Annotated in this window: 16 protein-coding genes; 13 read left to right on the top strand and 3 right to left on the bottom strand. The window is 39.6% G+C overall.

Going from position 1 to position 19,785, the window contains the following annotated elements; genetic code table 11:
• Positions 1–10 precede the first annotated feature (10 nt).
• Genes IGJ45_RS13410 through IGJ45_RS13395 form a run of 4 tightly spaced genes read left to right on the top strand, consistent with a single transcriptional unit; the run spans position 11 to position 5,200 of the window.
• Positions 11–1,519 (top strand): alpha-amylase family glycosyl hydrolase, encoded by a 1,509-nt coding sequence (locus IGJ45_RS13410; RefSeq protein WP_096710768.1) that lies wholly within the window; start codon positions 11–13, stop codon positions 1,517–1,519.
• Positions 1,516–2,421, top strand: a complete 906-nt coding sequence (locus tag IGJ45_RS13405) for an MTP-1 family protein (protein WP_003125481.1) — start codon at positions 1,516–1,518, stop codon at positions 2,419–2,421. Before IGJ45_RS13410 ends, IGJ45_RS13405 begins: the two co-directional genes overlap by 4 nt.
• A gap of 11 nt (positions 2,422–2,432) precedes the next feature.
• Positions 2,433–3,500 (top strand): BtaManbiosPhlase, encoded by a 1,068-nt coding sequence (locus tag IGJ45_RS13400; RefSeq protein WP_003125483.1) that lies wholly within the window; start codon positions 2,433–2,435, stop codon positions 3,498–3,500.
• Positions 3,497–5,200 carry a phospho-sugar mutase gene (locus IGJ45_RS13395; RefSeq protein ID WP_096710767.1) on the top strand — a complete coding sequence of 568 codons (1,704 nt, stop codon included), beginning with the start codon at positions 3,497–3,499 and terminating at the stop codon, positions 5,198–5,200. Before IGJ45_RS13400 ends, IGJ45_RS13395 begins: the two co-directional genes overlap by 4 nt.
• A gap of 93 nt (positions 5,201–5,293) precedes the next feature.
• On the opposite strand, the gene IGJ45_RS13390 is transcribed toward IGJ45_RS13395, so the two are convergent.
• Complete coding sequence (locus tag IGJ45_RS13390; protein ID WP_096710766.1) at positions 5,294–6,910, bottom strand: ATP-binding cassette domain-containing protein; 1,617 nt, start codon at positions 6,908–6,910, stop codon at positions 5,294–5,296.
• On the bottom strand, positions 6,907–8,895 hold the full coding sequence (locus tag IGJ45_RS13385) for a hypothetical protein (RefSeq protein WP_438768690.1): 1,989 nt from the start codon (positions 8,893–8,895) through the stop codon (positions 6,907–6,909). The genes IGJ45_RS13390 and IGJ45_RS13385 overlap by 4 nt, the downstream gene beginning before the upstream one ends.
• 699 nt (positions 8,896–9,594) lie before the next feature.
• Between IGJ45_RS13385 and IGJ45_RS13380 the strand changes: the two genes are divergently transcribed.
• The 9 genes from IGJ45_RS13380 to IGJ45_RS13340 all read left to right on the top strand — a co-directional run bounded on the left by IGJ45_RS13380 (position 9,595) and on the right by IGJ45_RS13340 (position 19,078).
• Positions 9,595–10,446: a helix-turn-helix domain-containing protein gene (locus tag IGJ45_RS13380; RefSeq protein WP_438768689.1), complete on the top strand. Its 852-nt coding sequence runs from the start codon at positions 9,595–9,597 to the stop codon at positions 10,444–10,446.
• A gap of 539 nt (positions 10,447–10,985) precedes the next feature.
• Entirely contained in the window at positions 10,986–11,351 is a 366-nt protein-coding gene (locus IGJ45_RS13375; protein ID WP_005470422.1) for a RidA family protein, read from the top strand.
• 285 nt (positions 11,352–11,636) lie between these two features.
• Complete coding sequence (locus IGJ45_RS13370) at positions 11,637–12,398, top strand: formate/nitrite transporter family protein (RefSeq protein WP_005470423.1); 762 nt, start codon at positions 11,637–11,639, stop codon at positions 12,396–12,398.
• Positions 12,399–12,708: 310 nt separating this feature from the next.
• Positions 12,709–15,435 carry a sigma 54-interacting transcriptional regulator gene (locus IGJ45_RS13365; protein WP_156247766.1) on the top strand — a complete coding sequence of 909 codons (2,727 nt, stop codon included), beginning with the start codon at positions 12,709–12,711 and terminating at the stop codon, positions 15,433–15,435.
• Between the two features lie 79 nt (positions 15,436–15,514).
• On the top strand, positions 15,515–15,955 hold the full coding sequence (locus tag IGJ45_RS13360; protein ID WP_003125495.1) for a PTS sugar transporter subunit IIA: 441 nt from the start codon (positions 15,515–15,517) through the stop codon (positions 15,953–15,955).
• Complete coding sequence (locus tag IGJ45_RS13355; protein WP_003125497.1) at positions 15,930–16,412, top strand: PTS sugar transporter subunit IIB; 483 nt, start codon at positions 15,930–15,932, stop codon at positions 16,410–16,412. The genes IGJ45_RS13360 and IGJ45_RS13355 overlap by 26 nt, the downstream gene beginning before the upstream one ends.
• 18 nt (positions 16,413–16,430) lie before the next feature.
• Positions 16,431–17,216, top strand: a complete 786-nt coding sequence (locus tag IGJ45_RS13350; protein ID WP_287040408.1) for a PTS mannose/fructose/sorbose/N-acetylgalactosamine transporter subunit IIC — start codon at positions 16,431–16,433, stop codon at positions 17,214–17,216.
• Complete coding sequence (locus tag IGJ45_RS13345; protein ID WP_103300160.1) at positions 17,209–18,006, top strand: PTS system mannose/fructose/sorbose family transporter subunit IID; 798 nt, start codon at positions 17,209–17,211, stop codon at positions 18,004–18,006. The genes IGJ45_RS13350 and IGJ45_RS13345 overlap by 8 nt, the downstream gene beginning before the upstream one ends.
• Positions 18,007–18,022: 16 nt before the next feature.
• On the top strand, positions 18,023–19,078 hold the full coding sequence (locus IGJ45_RS13340; protein ID WP_113849276.1) for an SIS domain-containing protein: 1,056 nt from the start codon (positions 18,023–18,025) through the stop codon (positions 19,076–19,078).
• A gap of 335 nt (positions 19,079–19,413) precedes the next feature.
• On the opposite strand, the gene IGJ45_RS13335 is transcribed toward IGJ45_RS13340, so the two are convergent.
• On the bottom strand, positions 19,414–19,737 hold the full coding sequence (locus IGJ45_RS13335) for a MazG nucleotide pyrophosphohydrolase domain-containing protein (protein ID WP_113849277.1): 324 nt from the start codon (positions 19,735–19,737) through the stop codon (positions 19,414–19,416).
• Between the last annotated feature and the right edge of the window lie 48 nt (positions 19,738–19,785).

Here is a 19,785-nt window from a genome sequence, read left to right as displayed (position 1 = left end):
AGACCAACGAATGTGGTGGGAAAATGCTGTATTTTATGAAATTTATATTGCCTCATTTGCAGATAGTGACGGAGATGGAATAGGCGATATCAATGGGATTCGTGAAAAATTGCCCTATTTAAAAGAATCCGGTATGGATGCCCTCTGGCTAACACCATTTTATCCTTCGCCTAAAGTTGACAATGGATATGATGTCTCCGATTATTGTGGGGTTGATCCTCAGTATGGTACTTTAGCCGCTTTTGATCTCCTTGTGGAAGAAGCCCATCAGCTAGAAATGAGAATTATCATTGATGTCGTAGTTAATCATACTTCTACCGAACATCCTTGGTTCATCGAATCAGCCAGTGGCAAAGAACATCCAAAGCGGGACTGGTATATATGGCAAGATCAACCAAACAACTGGGAAAGTTTTTTTTGTGGTTCTGCTTGGAAGTATGACGCGGCTACGGATCAATATTATTACCATAGCTTTGCCGAAGAGCAAGCAGACTTGAACTGGCAGAATCAAGAAGTGAGACAAGCCGTTTTTGATGTCTTGCAATTTTGGCTAGACAGAGGTGTCGATGGGTTCCGTTTTGATGTCATCAATAATTTGACGGTCAGTGATCAATTTATTGATAATCCAGTGGGAAAAGATGGGAAACAAGATCATCGCAATGATGTGAATCAACCGGGGATCAAACGTGTGTTAAAGGAATTAAATCAGTGGATCAAAGCAGTCGATCCATCAATTTTTACAGTGGCTGAAATTAGCTCGGATCAACTCTCATTGATCAACAGTTATACAGAAGATGGATTGTTCGATACCGCATTTCATTTTAATTTGGGCAGCATGGAAGCATTGGATCTTGAGAAACTAGCTAGGGATTTTAAAGAAATGAGTCAACAAAAGAAAATGCCTACGCTGTTCTTTAACAGCCATGATATGAGCCGTTCATGGCAGCGGCTTGCAAATGAAAACCGCGACATCTATCGCTTATTGACCGTGTTTCTGTTGATCAATCGTGGCATTCCCTTTTTATTTCAGAGAGAAGAACAAGGTGTCGGTGACTATTTGCCTCAGCAGCTAGCTGATATCAGGGATATCCAAGCAAAAAATAAATACCAAGAAGAACTGATTTTAAGAGGAAAGTCACACGCTTTAATAATGGCCAACCAAGTGAATCGTGACCGCTCGAGGGGCATGCTCCCGTGGCTATCAAATCAGCAAAGCGGTTGGATCGGATTGGCAGCGGTGAACCAGGAGGCGAAGGGGATTTTGGCAGATTATCAAAAACTGATCCGATTGCGAAAAACAGAAGGACCTTTTACAGCCATCCGCAACATTGAGTTAACAGGAGATTGCTTGAGTTATCAAACGGAAAGCCTACAAATTATTTTAAATTTTGGACAGCCGATCAAGCACTCGTTAGAAGGAAATCGAAAGACCATTTTTGGAAATGGCATGTTAAGTGAAGATGGTCACTGGGTTCATCTGCCGGCAAATGCATGTTGGATTGGAAAGGAGCAGCTATGATTTATATCAAGCAATTATTGCAGGAGTATCGAAATGAGAAAGCCAAAGTAGTCAAAAAAGCCGCAATTTTGCGATTTAGCGGTGTGGGTGATCAAGATGTTTATAATATCACTGCCCCTTTTGAATTGGCGGGGAAAGAAGTGATTGCAGGTCGCATTGAATCAAGAGACAGTGAAGTTTCCACTGTCAGTTTATTTGAAGAGGTTGAATCAAACAGGTGGACACTAATCGCTGATAGTATCGAACTTTCTTTACAGGATCCTTTTTATACTCGAATTGACGGACAAGTCATCCTTGGGGGGGTTGAAGTTGTTTTTCTAGAAGATGGCACAGCGAATTGGCGTACGGTTTTTTATCACTTGGCGACTCTTTCCGAAGCAAAGAAAATCTTTGAGGGGCCGTGGGGGATGAAAGACTTGCGCTTGAAACAATTATCTTCTGGAGAAATCCTAGTGCTGACACGACCGCAAGGAACTAAAGGTGGCCGAGGCAAGATAGGTGCAACGATCGTTCATACTCTTAGTGATTTGACCATTGAAACAATTACAGAAGCCCCGTTACTGTCTGACCAGTTCTGTGAAAGCGAATGGGGTGGCGGCAATGAGATCCATGAGATTGATGGCGACATTTGGGTCTTAGGCCATATCGCGAATTTCGATGATCAAGGAAATCGTCATTATTATGCGATGGTTTTCTGTCTGGAACGAAATCAATTTGCTATGACACAGGCAAAAATTATTGCAGAAAGAAACGATTTCCAACAAGGACCAATGAAACGCCCAGATTTAGAAGATGTCGTCTTTAGCGGTGGTATTCATATATATAAAGATCATATTGTACTATATGCCGGCATCAGTGATGCAGGCGCGCAGAAAATCAAACTAGAAAATCCATTTAGATAGAGGTTAAGCAGATGAAAATAGAACGTTTTAATGAAAATCCATTGATCACTCCCGCAGATGTGAAACCATTACATGAAGGGTATGAAGTGATTGGCGCCTTTAATGGTGGAGTAGCAAAATACAACGATGAAGTCTTACTTTTATTACGTGTGGCAGAGCGCCCAATCTCTGACGACCTTAACGTTATTAAAGCGCCTGTATTTGATCCAAGAACACAAACGATGGAAGTATTAACATTCCACCGAGATGATCCAGATTATGATTTTGACGATCCGAGAATGATCCGCAAAAAAGACAAGTTGGATAGTTTTGTCTATCTGACATCTCTTTCTTATATTCGAATTGCCCGCAGTAAAGATGGGCATCATTTTACGATTGATGAGGAGGCATTCTTGTATCCTTTCAATGAATATCAATCATATGGCATCGAAGACGCGCGATGCACACAGATTGGCGATATTTACTATATCAACTTTAGTTCTGTCTCACCAATGGGTGTTTGTGATTCATTAGTAGCTACCAAGGATTTTCAATCCTATCAAGATTTAGGGAATATCTTTGCACCAGAGAACAAAGATGTGCTGATTTTTCCAGAACAAATCAATGGGCGTTATTACGCCTTACACCGTCCCTCTCTGAAAAGCATTGGCAACTATGACATTTGGATTGCTTCTTCGCCAGATTTAGTTAGCTGGGGACAGCACCGGCATTTACTAGGGATTCGTGAAGATTGTTGGGACAGTGGGCGTGTAGGTGGCGGGTTGGTTCCTATTAAAACCAGCGAAGGCTGGTTGATTATTTATCATGGTGCGACTCCTGAACATCGCTACTGTATGGGTGCAGCCTTAGTAGATTTGCAAGACCCAACGAGAGTCCTTGCTAGAAGTCAAAAACCAATCATGGAACCTGAAGCAGACTATGAAAAGAATGGGTTCTTTGGCGATGTCGTCTTTGGCTGTGGTGGCATACAAATTGGCGATCAATTGACGATGTATTATGGCGTAGCAGATACTTCAATGGCTGGCTGCACCTTGTCGATTGCAGAGATTCTCAAACAATTAAAAGAGGAAACAAAATGAATTGGCAACGAAAATATCAAGAATGGTTAGATTATCCATCTTTGGAAGCAAACTTGAAAGATCAGCTGCTCGCTCTGTCTGATCCTGCTGTGATAGAAGAACACTTTTATGACTATTTGGCTTTTGGGACAGGGGGGATGCGGGGAGAGCTAGGTGTTGGCATCAACCGAATCAATGACTACACCATTAAGCGGGCAGCACTTGGATTAGCTCGCTATGTTCAAAAAGCGCATGCTGAACAACAGGGGGTAGTGATTTCTTTTGATAATCGACATGGTTCTAAACGATTTGCGGAATGGACCGCTCGCGTATTAGCCAGTCAGGGGATTCGGGTCTATTTATCTGATCAATTACGTCCGACCCCGCAATTGTCTTTTCTAGTTCGGTATTATAAAGCCTTTGCAGGTGTCATGATCACTGCGAGTCATAATCCTAAGCAATACAATGGATTTAAAGTGTATGCTTCGGACGGCGGTCAAATTACACTAGGAACTGCCGAAGAATTGATGGGAATATTAGCAAGTATTCAAAATGAATTAATGATCGAAGCGGATTTATTGTCAACTTATGTCGAGCAACAGTTGATTGATATTTTTGGGAAAGAAGTAGATGCGTTGTATTTAGATCAATTGATTCAGGTGGCCCAAAATCCTGAAAGGATCCGCCATTTTGGCTCACAGCTTTCAATGGTTTATACCCCACTTCATGGTACTGGAAATGTATTGATACAAAAGGTCTTTCAACGCTTGGGATTTACGAATCTTCGGACAGTGAAAGAGCAAGAACTGCCTGATCCTGATTTTACAACTGTCTCTTCTCCTAATCCAGAAGACCAACAGGCGTTTACTCTAGCATTGAAAGAGGCTCAAACACAGCCAACACAGCTAATTCTAGCCACAGATCCAGACGCGGACCGCTTGGGTGCTGTTGTACGTAAGGACGGACAGCCAGTCTTTCTAAATGGCAATCAAATAGGGGTGTTATTGCTTGATTATTTGGTTCGAGTAAAACAAGCAGCAAATTCATTTATCGCAAAAACGATTGTAACATCTGATTTAGGGGCAAAAATTGCCGAAGCTTATGGCATTGAAGTTAGAAACACGTTAACAGGATTTAAATTTATTGGGGAACAAATCCAATTATCAGAAGAAACAAAAGATAAAACGTTTCTTTTCGGCTATGAAGAAAGTTTTGGGTACCTGGTAGCCCCATTTGTCAGGGATAAGGATGCGATTCAAGCAGCTGTATTATTGGCTGAGACCGCACTGGACTGTTTCCTTTCCGGAATTGATTTAGTTGATCGCTTGAATGAAATCTATGACCGTTATGGTTATTACGAAGAGCAATTAGAAACAAAAGTTTTTCCCGGTAAAGATGGACTGTCGCAGATGAGTCAGCAGTTAGATCGTTTAAGATCACTGTCATTTTCTCATTTGGGGGATTTTGTCTTAATGGCCAAAGAAGATTTCCTGACTTCTGAACGGTGGATGGCCGGTCAATCAATCGAAAAAATTACATTACCATCATCCAATGTTCTAAAATATATATTTACCGATGGTTCGTGGGTCTGTCTGAGACCTTCAGGTACAGAACCAAAGTTTAAAATTTATTATTCTGTCAATGCGTCAAATCAACCATCCGCTACACAGAAGATGCAGCAGTTGCGAACAGCTTTTCACCAGCTGTTAAAATCTGAATAAAAAGGCTTCTAAAAAAGTGTCCTCCAAAACTGGGGGACACTTTTTTGAAGACTTTTAATGATGAGAATTTTTTGCTCCACGGTTCATGAACTGTTAACCTTCGGCAGTGGCCATCCGTTGATATTCGGGCGTTAAAGGGGCGCTGATAGAAATAATTTGATCAAATTTATGAAGGTTTTCTTCCAGTGGATGATGACTGATCATCACAACCGTCAACTCGTTGTCTTCCAAAAGGAGATTCTCAATGAGCAACGTATTCTTTTTATCTAATGAAGAGGTTCCTTCATCAAAGAGGATGACTGATTTTTTTTGAATAAAGGCTCTGGCTAAACCAATGCGCTGTTTTTGTCCACCGGAAAGATTGGTACCGTTGTTTTCAACTACTTTGTCAATATCATCTACAAAATCTGCCGCGGCTTTATTCAATGCTTCGGCTATTTCTGTGTTTGCGTAGTTGTTCCAAAGAGCGACATTTTCTTTATAAGAAGTGTTGAACAAATAATTGTCTTGGTCGATATATTGAATAAAAGAGTGGCTATCCATATCCATCAACTGATGACCATCCACCTTTATTTCGCCTGAATAGCCTTCCAAATCACCAATCAAGATTTTTAATAAAGTACTTTTTCCGCTGCCACTATCACCCGTGAGGAGATATTTCCCCCCTTTTTTTATGTCTAAATTGAAATTTTCTAGGATCGGGAGATTTGCGTCATAGCCGAAAGATAAATTTTCGATTCGTATACAATCAGTGAATTCGTTGTAGGTTTTTTTCGTGGCGCGAACGATTGGCTTATCAACAAAAAATGTTTCTATGACGGGCTCTATGGATCTTAGTTCCATGGCCGACTGACCTACCAACGATACAGAGTTAAAGATGTTTGCTGCTAAATTGCCACTGGAACTAATAGCTCCAATCGTCGTTTGTCCGATAATTGCCAGAAAGCCTGTCACAATATCTACGACTACTTGACTCAATAAACTAGAAAAAGCAATGAGGTTCATAATCTTGTGATTTGTTTTTGCAATGGCAACCTTATTCTCAGAAAGGTCTTGAGAGTATTCGGTAATCTTTTTTGGAATTTCTGCCAGCCTATTATTGTAACGGAAAACGTTGTAACCTTTTAAGATATTGGCAATCCTTTTTGTATAAGAGGAATTACTAGTAGATAACTTTTGTCCAAGCGCCACAAGGACTGTCCCGAATTTATTAGGGATATAAAGGATCAATCCCGTTAAACCAAGGACCAAAACGACCAGCCAAAGGTTAAAAAGGGCCAATGCAACAATTGAGAACAAAATCAACCATCCGTTAGAAAAAAGACGATATAAACTCATCACGCCCTGCGTTTCGATTTGTGTGATATCATTTGTCAGCTTCGACACATAGCCATCAGCCGTGATTTTATTGAAGTCTGCTAATGGGACTGTCTTGATAGAGTCAGCTTCACGTTTTCGCAATGAAAGACTGATTTTTTGTAGTTCTTTCTCCTGATAAACTGAAAATAAATAGTTTGAGCAGACATAAATCAGCCAAAGAATGAGAATCACTAGGTCCCAAAAAAGAAATTGGCTGATATTTCTGGCAAAGATAGCATTCGTGGCAAAAGCCAGTAGATAACTTGGCAGAACGCGTAAAAAGGATAAGAGGCCTGACAGCAACAAAATTTTAAGAATATTGCTTTTATAATGTTTATAGAGTGTTTTCACTGATGATCCTCCAATGTCTGTCGGATACAATCCACTAAGAATAAGACGCCGATTTCCCCTGTGAGAAATCTCGCTTCTATTCTTGAATTGGTGCAGTCCGGGTATCGATTCTTTCCTTTGAAATTGACCTTGTAGGATAGTAGATTCGTTAATAGAGAGTTGTAATCGTTTCTTTTGAGATTATTTGTCAGAACTTTCAAATAGGCGATACCACTAATACCGTATCCAAAGCTGACATTTGAAGAAACCAGTGGCAGTTCTTTTATTTGCTCAAAGGTTTCATTTTTCATGGCTTCTGTCCCTGATCCACTTCGCAAAACATACCATTTTGCCAGTAGCAGACCGGCTTTACCATTTGCCAAATAAGGTGATTTATTCGCATTTCTTTTACTGATTTGCGGGAAATGTGTCTTGCCAAATTTTTCTGTATAGTTCAGCCAATCAGTAAGACTCTGGAGTATTCTTTCCTCACGAAAAAAACGATAAGCTTCCACCAATGAACAGACGATCATTGCTGCACCATCAAGAAGCCCCTCTCCCTCAACCCCATCAAATTCTGAAATAAAGCTGCCATCTTGATTCTGAGAACCGATTAATTTTTGTATCCAGAGGTGAATCATAGGTTTCAATCGATTGATCGTTTCTGCTGGACTCATAACCAAAACAAGAATAATCAAGTGAGCATAATCAACCGAACCGGTTTTATTTACATGTCCTATTTTTTCAAAAGAGAAATCTACGTTATTTGTAAAAGTTATTTTTTGATTGTCCATTAAATAACTGAGATAAGCCAAAATGAATAGTTCTTTTTCGTTTGCTAAGTCTGTTAAATCAACCGAACTGCTTTTTGAGTCGATCAAATGAACTGCATTCTTATCCACGTTGGAAAGATCATCAGCTAATAGATTTTCTTTTATTTCGTTATACGCTAATGAGACGGCTTCAAGTGGGTGGGTGCACATAAGATGGAGCTGGATTTCAAGGTTCGTCGAATGAGGTCTCAATAGTAAATTGCTGATCAGTGAATAATAACGACGGTCTAGCTGATAATGACAAGCAAAAAGATAAAATGTCTCCAGTGCTGCTTGCTGATCCAATTGCGCCAGTTGGTTTGTTCCGATGAAAAGGTTAATAATCAGGAGCCCTAAGGAAACATAATCTCGCTTCATTCTGTCGATTGAATGATCCCCATTATCAAAACCAGGAGTCTTTACGATGTAATCGTATTGTTCAAAAGCAAATTTTCCACCTTCAAAATCTATGATTACTGGCTGTCCGTCTCGTAACATAATATTAGTATTGGAAATGTCATGAATCGTGATTCCAAATTTATGAATCGCTACTATCATTTTCATTAACTCGATGATTATCTTTTGAGCATCCTGGCGATAGCTGCCAGTAAGATCGTCGAAATACACTTCTTCAACTACTCGATCTGAGAACTCAGAGAGGGTGGGTCCTTCAATAAATTCGACTACCGTAAAATAATGCTCCCACTCGTAAAAACTGTCATAAACCTTTGGGCAATACTGCGGAAAAAGGTTAAAGAAGGCTATTTCTTTCTTGCGCATGTCAATACAATCACCTGATGAAGAGGATTCGATATAGGGGCGCGCTTCTTTAATAATCACCTTTCGATTGCCGATAGTATCCGTTCCTAAATATACATCGCCGGTATTGGAGTAATGAACAGCTGTTTCTACTTTGTATCTATTATTCAGCAATGCAGATGGGTTCTCTTGTTGTGAACTATCATGAAAAGGATCTTGTACAAAAGGCGGCTGAGAATAATAAGGCAACCGTTTGTCTTCGATAATAGAGCCATCGGGACAAATTAATTGCTTTCTTTCTGTCTCTGATTCATTTTCGTCCGCTCGACAACGTCCATACCTGTAGTAGAGGACTTTACAATCTTTATATCTCTTGTCTGAAAGAACGTAAGGTCCCTGAAAATCATTTAATCGGGTATATAACTTTTCGCACATCACAATAAACTTCTCTAAAGTTGAGGGATAGATTGTGATGAACTTTCCTGAATAGGCTCTAGGGGTACTTTTAGAAAGGTTGTTTGTAAACTGATCAAGATTCTTCAAAAATTTCATATCTACATCATTTTCGATACAGCATGAGATACATTCGCTCAGTATCAAAAAATAATTAGTATAAGTAGCAGAAACATGAATTTTCCATCCTTGCTTGGGAACGTTCTGGTTAATGTTTAAATAAGTAAATGCTTGATCTGTATATGTATTTTTTAGATCAGGATAGATGAAGTGGAATGTATTGATGAAATCCATTGATTCCCTCTTTTCTTGACGTATTGATTTCATTTTTTTGAAAAACTGGCTTTATTCCCCTTTTGCTCGACAAGGATCAAACCTAAGCAAGGGGGACTTTGACATCTCTTTGTATCTAATTAAAAAAGAATAGAATGACCAAGGGGGGAGTATTCTATTCTTTTTTAATCGCATTTATTTTGTTGCTGGTACTTTTAGTGAGATTTGACATTTAAACGTAAAGATTGAATTTGGAGAAACGGCAGAATCTTCTTTAAATGCTTGTAAGCTTAGTACTGTATTCATCTGAACACCACCTTTCCACTTGTTACCGTTACTATATCATCGGTAAATGTTCCCCCGTATTTAAAAATGTGTAGTATACTATACGTGAAAAGGAGTGGTCAGATGAAGGCGTATGGCCCATTGATCAAAAAAATCAGAATGTCGAAACACTACACTCAAAAAGAAGTTTATTCAGGTGTAGCTTCCCGCAGCTTTTATGCGAAATTTGAAGCAGGAGAGTATGCGATCGAAGCATTTAAATTCAAGCGTATCTTAGAAAATATGAATATGAGTGAACCAGAATTTTTCTTCCTTTATGATAAGGAGAATCCTGCAACTAAACGAATCACGATTAGAGACGTCATTGCTATTTACTATGACTTCAATCTGCATTCTGTCGATAAGTTATTAGTGATCTATAGGGACAATAAAGCGTCAGAGATAAGCTCAGATCGGTTGATCAGCTCTGCAGCATATGCTTTGGCTTGGTCACTAAAACCGACCATCGATCACTGGCCTTTAGTGACTTTAAGAGAATATTTCACACGTCTTGAGAGTTTTTCAATGATGGAACTGGAATTGTTCATTACAACTTTTTTTATCTTTTTTGATGAGGAAGAACGAATTGAGCCATTACTCTCAAAAGCGATTGCTGCCGCAATCACTTGGTGGTCACTTTACCCAGAGTTGATTGATCGACTAATCGGCGCATTGTATGTCAATATGATTCAATTCTTGATTACAAATAATGAGTTAGAGAAGGCATCACTCTTAGATGAAAAATTGACGGAATCGCTTACTGATTCTACCTTCTCTCTGACCACGCAGCTCTACTTTGCTTTTTTTAAAGCCTTTCTAGCAGAAGTAACGAATATCTTAAACTTGCTCAGAAAGAACGATCGACAAACTTATACCATTCTTAGTAAGATCATCCAGTCGACAGCTTTTAGAAAAATTCTCGATATATCTTCGTAAGCAGGCTGCTTAAAGGAGGGGCTAGTGAGCAAAAAGACATTGACCGCTACCTAACTGTTTTCGTTTCTGACTCGGGGAGTAGTGGCTGCCGGTCTGTTTCCACTCGTGCTAGTTGATTGAAGGATCAACTGGCTTTTTTTGTTTGCCCTGCTGAATCATTCGTGAGAGTAAAAGTCTGAGACGTAACTATGCTTTTCCAGCGCCTGGTTGGAGATTATTTTCTAAAAGGATCAAAGCGATTAGCGAAAAGAGCTATCGAACGAGCAGCAATATGGATCACGTGTGTTCGAATCGCTGTTTTGATTCACTGTTGAAGGTAGGGGAACAAGACGCAACCTTTCTTTTTTTACATCAAACATGTCGCCTCATTTTCTAAGTGGTAGGCGATAATTAAAGGTGCAGAAAAAGCAGAGGAGGCATTGAGAGGTGTTGAGTATCTCGTTGGAACAAAGCAGAACAATTTTATGTATTTTAGTAAGAAACCAGAGGCTGTTTTTTCAGACAAAAATTCAAATAGATTATTTCAGGAGGCGAGTTAGATGAAGCGCTATGACATTAACCGAGATTGGGCAAATTCAGGAGTGATTGAGGCTGGGAATTTAGTCTTTGTTGGCTATTGTGTCGGAAATATCGGACAATCGGTCGAACAACAAATAATCGGTGCTTTCGATCACTTGGAAGAACGGTTGAAACTAGCGGGACTTACGTTAGCAGACGTGGTCCAAATGGACGCTCTTTTCAAAGATATCTTTGATATTCCGATAATGGAAAAAATCATCAAAGAAAAATTTAATGGACAATACCCTGTCAGAAAGTCTATTCAGACTTCTTTTGCGCACCGTGGTGAGGTAGGCATCTTGTTTCAAGTGGATGCCATCGCATTTAAAGGAAAGGACTTTGAATAATAAAAGAGCTGAATTAGTCATTCAATTCTAAGATATTCAACTCAAGAAGGGGATTTGCTTCTAGAGTGCTTCCCCAGATCAAAAACAAACGGATTCCTCGGTAAACAACGGACGTTGATTTAACCGGGGATTTTTTAATAGAATCTGATGAAAATTTCGTGAATTTTTTTACAATAACAATGCAAAATCAAAAACGATGGTGTTATAATCGTTGATGGAAATGTGAAGAAAATCACTATTGTTTTTTATCAGAAAATCTATTGGAAAAGTAGGGATCAAAGAGTTATGCACACACCAGAAGAAATTATGGACATTAGTATTCATCTAGGCACCAAAAAAGTACAAAAACCGATCATTGCGAAACTTATTTTAGGATTTATCGGAGGGGCTATGATCTCTCTTGGCTATTTAGCCTATGTTAGAGTCTCTGCCTCTATTCCAGAATCACTTTCAAGTCTCACCAGTCTAGTTGGAGCAGCGGTTTTTCCAATCGGGTTGATCGTCATCCTGCTTGGGGGCGGTGAATTGATCACAGGGAATATGATGGCGGTAGCGATTGCTTTTATGGATAAGAAAGTCACGTTTCTGCAACTAGTGAAAAACTGGCTGATCATTACCTTAGCTAATATGGTCGGTGCGATCTTTGTGGCGTATTTTTTTGGTCACTTTGTTGGATTGACAAGTTCAGGAGTTTATTTAGACCAAATCATTCACCTTGCTGATCACAAAATAGCTGCGTCTTGGTTACAGGCAATTGGTTCTGGTATCGGCTGTAACTGGTTTGTCGGTTTAGCATTATGGTTGTCTTATGGTGCGAAAGATGCGGCTGGGAAAGTATTGACGATATGGTTTCCAGTCATGATTTTTGTTGCCATCGGGTTTCAGCATAGTGTGGCAAATTGTTTTGTCATTCCGGCAGCGATCTTTGAAGGCCACGGCACATGGTTGGAATTCTTTGCGAATTTTATTCCTGTCTATATTGGGAATATCATCGGAGGTGCGCTATTTGTATCCGGCTTTTACTATGCCAGCTACAAACATCATTAAGAAGTTTTCGAATAACAACACAATCCTATTCGTTTGTTGATAATGAGCTTTTTATATGGAAACTTGGTTCATTGTAAAAATAAAATTACTAAAGAACATCGAAGCGCGTTTTGAGCAGCTTCGATGTTTTTTTGTGACAAAGTTGTTTAGTAATAAAAACAGAAAGTATCAGGCATTGGACAGGCCATGAAATAACAAATAAATGAAAGCGATTCCCTGTGAGATTTAATTTCGTCTTTAAAAGAAATTTTTCCGTGGTATACTCTTCTTTAACATTTGTTATTTCGAGGGCAAAGAAAGAGGTGTAGAAATGAATGTTGAAGTAGAAGTGACTACATGGAGCCGAGAATTAGCGAATCGTGCTACTAAAGAAGCGGTTGAATCGGGACTGTTTACAACAGCCGATATTGAAGCTCAACTCTCCTTTAGTCGAACACAAGCGAGTCGATTGGCCAATCGTTTTGTTGATCAAGGCATTTTTTTTAAAATCAATACACGGCCCGTCTTGTTTGGCAATCGAGGAGGTTATCAAGAAAAGTTCGCTATCGAAGTATCTGAAGTCCTGAATTCAGTAAAAGAGTTAAGCGACAAAATCGAGAAAGTACCTATCAATCGTGTATTTGAAAAAGTGATCGGTTACGATAAAAGTTTGGCTGAACCCATTGAACAATTGAAGACAGCTGTATTTTATCCAAATAATGGTCTTCCTGTTATGGTAATGGGGGATACAGGCATCGGAAAAAGTTATTTCGTGCAAATCATGTATGAATATATGGTCAAAGCAGAAGTTCTATCAGAAACAGCTCCATTTAAAGTATTAAATTGTGCACAATATTATAATAATCCAGAGCTCTTGTCAGGATTATTGTTTGGTTACTCCAAAGGAGCCTTCACTGGTGCCTACGAAAAGAAGCGCGGGTTATTAGAAGATGCGAACGGTGGTCTACTATTTCTAGATGAAGTCCATCGGTTGAATGCGGAAGGACAGGAGAAACTTTTTACTTTCATGGATAAAGGGACCTTTTCTCGGATCGGTGAATCAACCGAGCGAAAAGCAACTGTCCGATTAGCCTTCGCGACAACTGAGAAAACCACCGCTTTTTTACAGACGTTTTTGCGTCGAATTCCTATTACTATCTATTTACCTAATCTGAGCGAACGCAGTATTTTAGAAAAAAAAGAAATTATCGAGAAGCTCTTTCAAGTTGAAAGCAAACGGCTTGAAAAGAAAATAGTGGTCAGCTCGCAGGTAATGAATATTTTTCTTCATACCATTTATTCAGGAAATATTGGTGAAATTGAAAATGCCATTAAGTATGTTTGCGGCAGTGCGATTTCTCAAAATGTTACTTCAGATGAAGTCCATGTTTCCATCAAGGATCTGCCTGCACAAATGTATACGCTTCCTCGAAATAAAATCGTTAGCCAGTTTTCTGAGTCAACTAATTACGTTTTCGACGGGGAAAAACAATCTCTTTCCGAAAATGATGGCCGGCAAGACCTTTATGCGTTTATTCATCGATTAAATCAAATTTATTCGTTGAGAAAAAATGATGAGGATGCGGAGATGCGTACGTTGATCGATCAACAAGTGGTTGGCTTTATGGATCGGTTAGTCTTTACGGATTCAAAGCAAAAACCAGTTGCTTTGGAAGAGTTTGTGCATCAAACGATGCAAGAATTATTTCGGGAAATCGAATATCAGGCGTTCTTTCATTATGATGGAAGCTTCGTTCTATTTGTGTCTCACTACATTTACAAGTATATTTTGAGAACGTCTTTCGTTTCTCAGCCTTCTGAATTTTTGCTGGAAGCCTACATTGAGCAGCATTATGGGAAAGAACGGCAAACGCTAAAGAAAATTTTTCCTGAAATTGAGCGACGTTTAGATATTCAGTTCGATTCATTAGACATTAATCTTTTCTCATTATTCTTTTCGACACTACGTTATACAAGAAAGAGCAAAGACATTGATGGATTGATTATTGCTCATGGTTTCGCAACCGCTAGCAGTATCGCCAATGTGTGTAATCGCATGCTAGGAGAGTCAATATTTACCAGCTTTGATATGCCAATCGAGGCCTCCATTCATGACATCTCTACAAAGGTAGAAGAGTATGTACGAGAAAACGGAACAGTCAAAGGACTGGTAATCCTAATCGATATGGGGTCGTTGAATATGATCTATGATTTATTGAAAAAGACCGTAGCAGTTCCAATTTTGTGTATGGATCAGCTAGGGACTTTGATGGCACTAGAGATTGGCAATATGATGCTTCAAGGCACTCCTTTAACCGAGATTGCGGAACGGATGAAGGAATCGATCACACCGAACATTCAACTGTTCGAACCGGAAAAGGCTCAAAAAAAAGCGATAATCACCACTTGCTTTACTGGGATAGGTACAGCGATTCAGATCCAAAAAATGTTGTCGGAATGTTTGGAAGGATTGCTTGAGGTAGCGTTTTTCCCTATGGAATATAGTGAATTGGTTACCAACGGGGTACCCGCTAGTATTTCTCAACACTATAATTTATTAGGCATTATTGGAACCGACGATCCTCTGATTCCAGAGGCCGAGTTTGTTTATTTAGAAACCATTATCTCTGGTGGGAACGCGCAAAAAATGTCAGAGATCTTTGGAGTTGACTTGGATGAAAATGGCATGAAGATTGTGAATGATCGGATGGTAAAAAATTTTTCCCTCATTCGAGTCCTCGATTCGTTAACTATTTTAGATACTCAAAAAATCATGTCGATCATTGAAGAATTGATTGTCACACTGGAAGAACGATTAGCACTGAAATTGACGAATCCACGAAAAATCGGTCTTTATGTTCATATCTCCTGCATGGTAGAGCGTTTGATACGGCAAGTAGAAATTACCGAATTTGCAGATCTTGAACAATTTGTATTTACTCATCAACGTGAAATCAGAGTGATCAAAGATGCAGTCAGTGTGCTGGAAACAATCTATAGTGTGCAGATTCCATTGCCAGAAATTTGCTATATCCATAATATCCTTTTTCTTGACTGATAGATGAGGACTTTTCGAAGCGTGTCACTAGTTGGCACGCTTTTTGCATTATAAAAAAGTGTAGTGAGGAGGAAAAGAGATGAAATATTTAGTAGCAACCCACGGCACATTTTCTAAAGGGATTATTGATAGTTTGAAATTGATTGCTGGTGAAGATATCGAGATCGATTGTTTTTCAATGACCAAAGAAAAATCGAGTGATGATGCGGAAGCAGAGATGACTGCTTACTTAGAGCAGAATCAAGATCAGACGTTGATCGTCCTAACAGATGTCTTTGGGGGAAGTGTGGCAAATCTATTTACCAATCATTTATTAAACGGATATGAATTCCAGTTAATCACCGGTGTCAATTTACCTATGTTACTTTCTCTCATACTCTCAGAGGAAACAGCTGAGCTATCTGTTGAGGATTGGGTACTTAGGGGAATAGAAGAAGGGAAGAAAGGAATTTTACACATTAATCAACTAATCAAACAGCAAGGAGGACAAAACAATGACGATATCTTTAGTGAGGATTGATGATCGGTTGATCCACGGCCAAGTAGCTTTTGGCTGGACGACGGCCTTAGGGATCAATACGATTTTAGTGGTAAATGACGATGCCAAAAATGATCAAATGAAATCTATGGCTTTAAATTTGGCGAAACCTTCCAATGTTGTTCTATACATTCGAGGAGTAGCGGAATCCGGAGAAATCGTTCAAAAATTTGCATCATCAAAAAAGAGTAATGTCTTGGTTTTAGTTAAGACGACCGAGGATGCTCGCCGATTGGTCGAAGCTTCAGGTGGGGTAATTACCACATTAAATGTTGGGGGCTTGCGTTATGGCGAGGGGAAAAAGAAATTAACGGATCTAGTGGCAGTGGACGAAAAGGATATCGCTAACTTAAAAATGATTAAGGATGCCGGTGTCCAAGTAGAATTTCGGATGCTGCCTAGAGATAAAAAGAAATTGTTGACGGACTTTGACATTTAGAAGAAGGAGGGTTACACGATGGTTGCTCAAGCAATAATGTTAGGGTTAATTGCTGGAATCGGTATCTTGGATGGCAGAATATTTGGTCAGATGATGTTTGATCGTCCGCTTGTTACCGGTTTATTGGTGGGGTTGGTTTTAGGCGATGTAAAGAATGGAATTATCATTGGGGCGCAACTTGAATTGATCTGGATGGGGATCGCCGGTATTGGGGCTTCTACACCGCCAGATGTGGTGACAGGAGGGATTTTAGGAACAGCATTTGCGATTTTGTCTAATAGCGGTGTTGAAGTAGCTTTAGCATTAGCTGTGCCGATCGCAGTTTTAGCGCAATCTTTAGGCGTATTGGTTCGGATCATCAATGCTTATTTTACCCACAAAGCAGATAGCTATGCGAAAGAAGCAAATTACAAAGGATTAGCCTTTTGTATGTGGATTCCAGTTGGTTTGTTCTTTTTAAGTACATTTCTACCAACCTTCTTAGCTATTTTATTAGGTGCGGATAAGGTAACGGGAATGATCGAAGCTGTTCCAAATGTCATATTAGACGGGTTATCTGTAGCTGGAAATCTGCTTCCTGCCATCGGATTTGCTTTGTTGCTGGACATGCTTTTTTCAAAGAAAATGGCGCCCTTCTTTTTCTTGGGCTTTTTAGCAGCTGCCTACGGAGGACTAAATATTACTGCGATTGCTTTAATCGGTGCTTGTATCGCAGTGATCTTGCACTTCTATATTGAACAGAAGAAAGAGTCTATCCCCAGTGTCCCAGAAAACTTGACGGAAGGAGAGATCGATTTTGAATAAGATTGAGAAGAAGCAGCTAAAAAGTGTATTCTGGCGGTCCTTTGCTCTTCAAGGTGCGTTTAACTACGAACGGATGCAAAATGTCGGTTACATGTATGCCATGCTGCCAGTCATCAAAAAGCTCTATAGAAATAAAGAGGATCAAGCAGCAGCAATCACACGCCACTTGGAAATTTTCAACACGACACCAGCGGTAGTACCAACGATTATGGGGATCAGCGCAGCGATGGAAGAAGAAAATGCGAACAATCCGGCTTTTGATGTCCAATCAATCAACGCTGTCAAAGCATCACTGATGGGGCCTTTAGCTGGGATCGGTGATTCGATCTTCTGGGGAACTGTTCGGATCATTGCTGCCGGTATTGGTGTATCGATCGCAAAAGATGGCAATCTTTTTGGTCCATTGCTGTTTTTAGTTTTGTATAATTTGCCAAATCTATTGGTTCGGATCTTTGGATTGAAACTGGGGTATCAAGTAGGGGTTAATTCGTTGGACCGTATCCAAAAAGAAGGCTTGATGGATAAAATTATGGCAGTAGCAACGATCGTTGGATTATGTGTTGTTGGAGGTATGGTGGCGACGATGCTGAATATCACGACTCCATTAAAGTGGAATATCAGCGGAGCAGAAATCGTGGTTCAAGATATACTGGATCAGATATTACCAAAGATGCTGCCGCTAGCCTTCACCTTTGGCATTTATAAGCTGCTAAAAAAAGCGAGCATTACTAAGATTACGATCGGCATTATTATTTTTGGGATCGCTGTTCATTTGATTGGCATTCTATAATATTGGAGGAGAAAAAATGGCATCAATTCAAGAGTATTTACAAGAGACACCAAGTAAATTGTTAGAAATTATCGAAAAAGGAGACCGTCTTTTTTCAAGTATCAAAAAAGAAAAAATCACTCGGATTTTTTTGACAGGGTCTGGAACGAGCTATCATTCCGCGTTGCAAATGGCTCCGCAAATGCAAAAACTATTACAACTTGAAGTAAGAGCGGTCTATCCTTTCACGATCACTGAAGAGACTTTTCTGAGTGATAATGAACAGACATTAGTTGTCGGAATCTCTCAAGGAGGTAGCTCTTTTTCCACCTACAACGCTATGAAACTAGCGAAAAGCAAAGGTTGTATCACTGCTTCCATGGCAGGAGAAGAACAAGCATTTATTGATGAAATGGCTGATTTTGTTCTGACTGTCCATTGTGGACCTGAGAAAGCAGGGGCAAAAACAAAGGGCTTTTATTGTACAAAACTGAATCTATTATTACTTGCTCTCTATCTGGGACTTGAGCAAGGAACGATTTCTGAAGAGACATTTGAACAACAGATCCAAGGGGTGGAAACTGCTGCTGGACAGTTCCAAGCTGTTTATGAGACTTCATTAAAATGGATTTCTGCAAATCAGGAACGATTAGTCACTGCAAAAGAAATCCGTGTGACTGGTCCGGCAGCTATTTATGGAGATGTTTTAGAAAGTGCCCTGAAGTTGTTAGAGACGATGCGTTGTCCGGTGAGTGGATATGAATTTGAAGAGTTTATTCATGGCATCTATAATGCGATCAATGAAGATTCGATGGTCTTTATTTTAGACAACGGCGATGAGCCAAGGTCTGAGAAAATGAAAGAAGTTTTGTCCGAATGGTCGGATACTATTTTTCTGATTACGACTTATGAGTCAGACGCAGCAGATCTGGTCTTACCTGTGACCACCGATCCAGAGTTTATGACGTTCAATTTCATTGTCTTATTGCAATTGATCTGTGGAGAAATTCCTCATTTGCGGGGTGTCGATCCTTCCACACCAAAAGATCCGCAATTTCATATGAAATTAGGCAGCAAAAAATTCAATCGTTGATCTGTAATAATGATTTATAATACGGGACTGTGACATAAGTCATCATCCAACAAGTTAAACCGAATAATAGTCTGTTGCTAGGATAGATTCCTCTGACTTTTGCGACGAGGAGTCCCTGCACCGCAGGAGCAATAATCATTAATGTTCGGCTAGTTTTACTTGTAGGAGACTTATGGCACAGTCCCTTTTTTTGCTTCAAGTAGACTAGAAAATCTGACAATATTTTTCCCCTAGCTAACTCGTTGACAATGACAGGTGATCAACTGGGCGCACAACTTAGGATAACGCAAGATAACGCGTAGGAAAAGAAATATAAGTGATAGTTAGCAGCTAGACTATCCTTCCTCTTTAAATCGCTCTTCCAGTTTTGCTTTATGATGAATCATAATGTCTTCGAGAGCAATATCGTATTTATCTGCGAGAATCAATACGTTGTCAAAGACATCGCCAAGTTCTTCCATCAAATTCTCTCGATAGTAGGCTTGATCTTTTGCAGACTCATCAGGTCGATCTCGCCCAATTTCGACGCCGCGGATGGCCCGGGATAGTTCTCCTACTTCTTCCGTAAGAAATCCAACACGAATAAAAGGATCATATTGATACCAGTTCCGTTTTTTATAAAAGTCGATCACCCATGAGTTGTATTCATTGATTTTCATATTGAGCCCTCCTTATTTCTCGACTATAATAACATGAAGTGCAATCAG

The sequence above is a fragment of the Enterococcus sp. DIV0574 genome (assembly GCF_051711125.1).
Taxonomy (GTDB): Bacteria; Bacillota; Bacilli; order Lactobacillales; family Enterococcaceae; genus Enterococcus_D; species Enterococcus_D gallinarum.
This window is presented reverse-complemented; position numbering and strand designations above follow the sequence as displayed.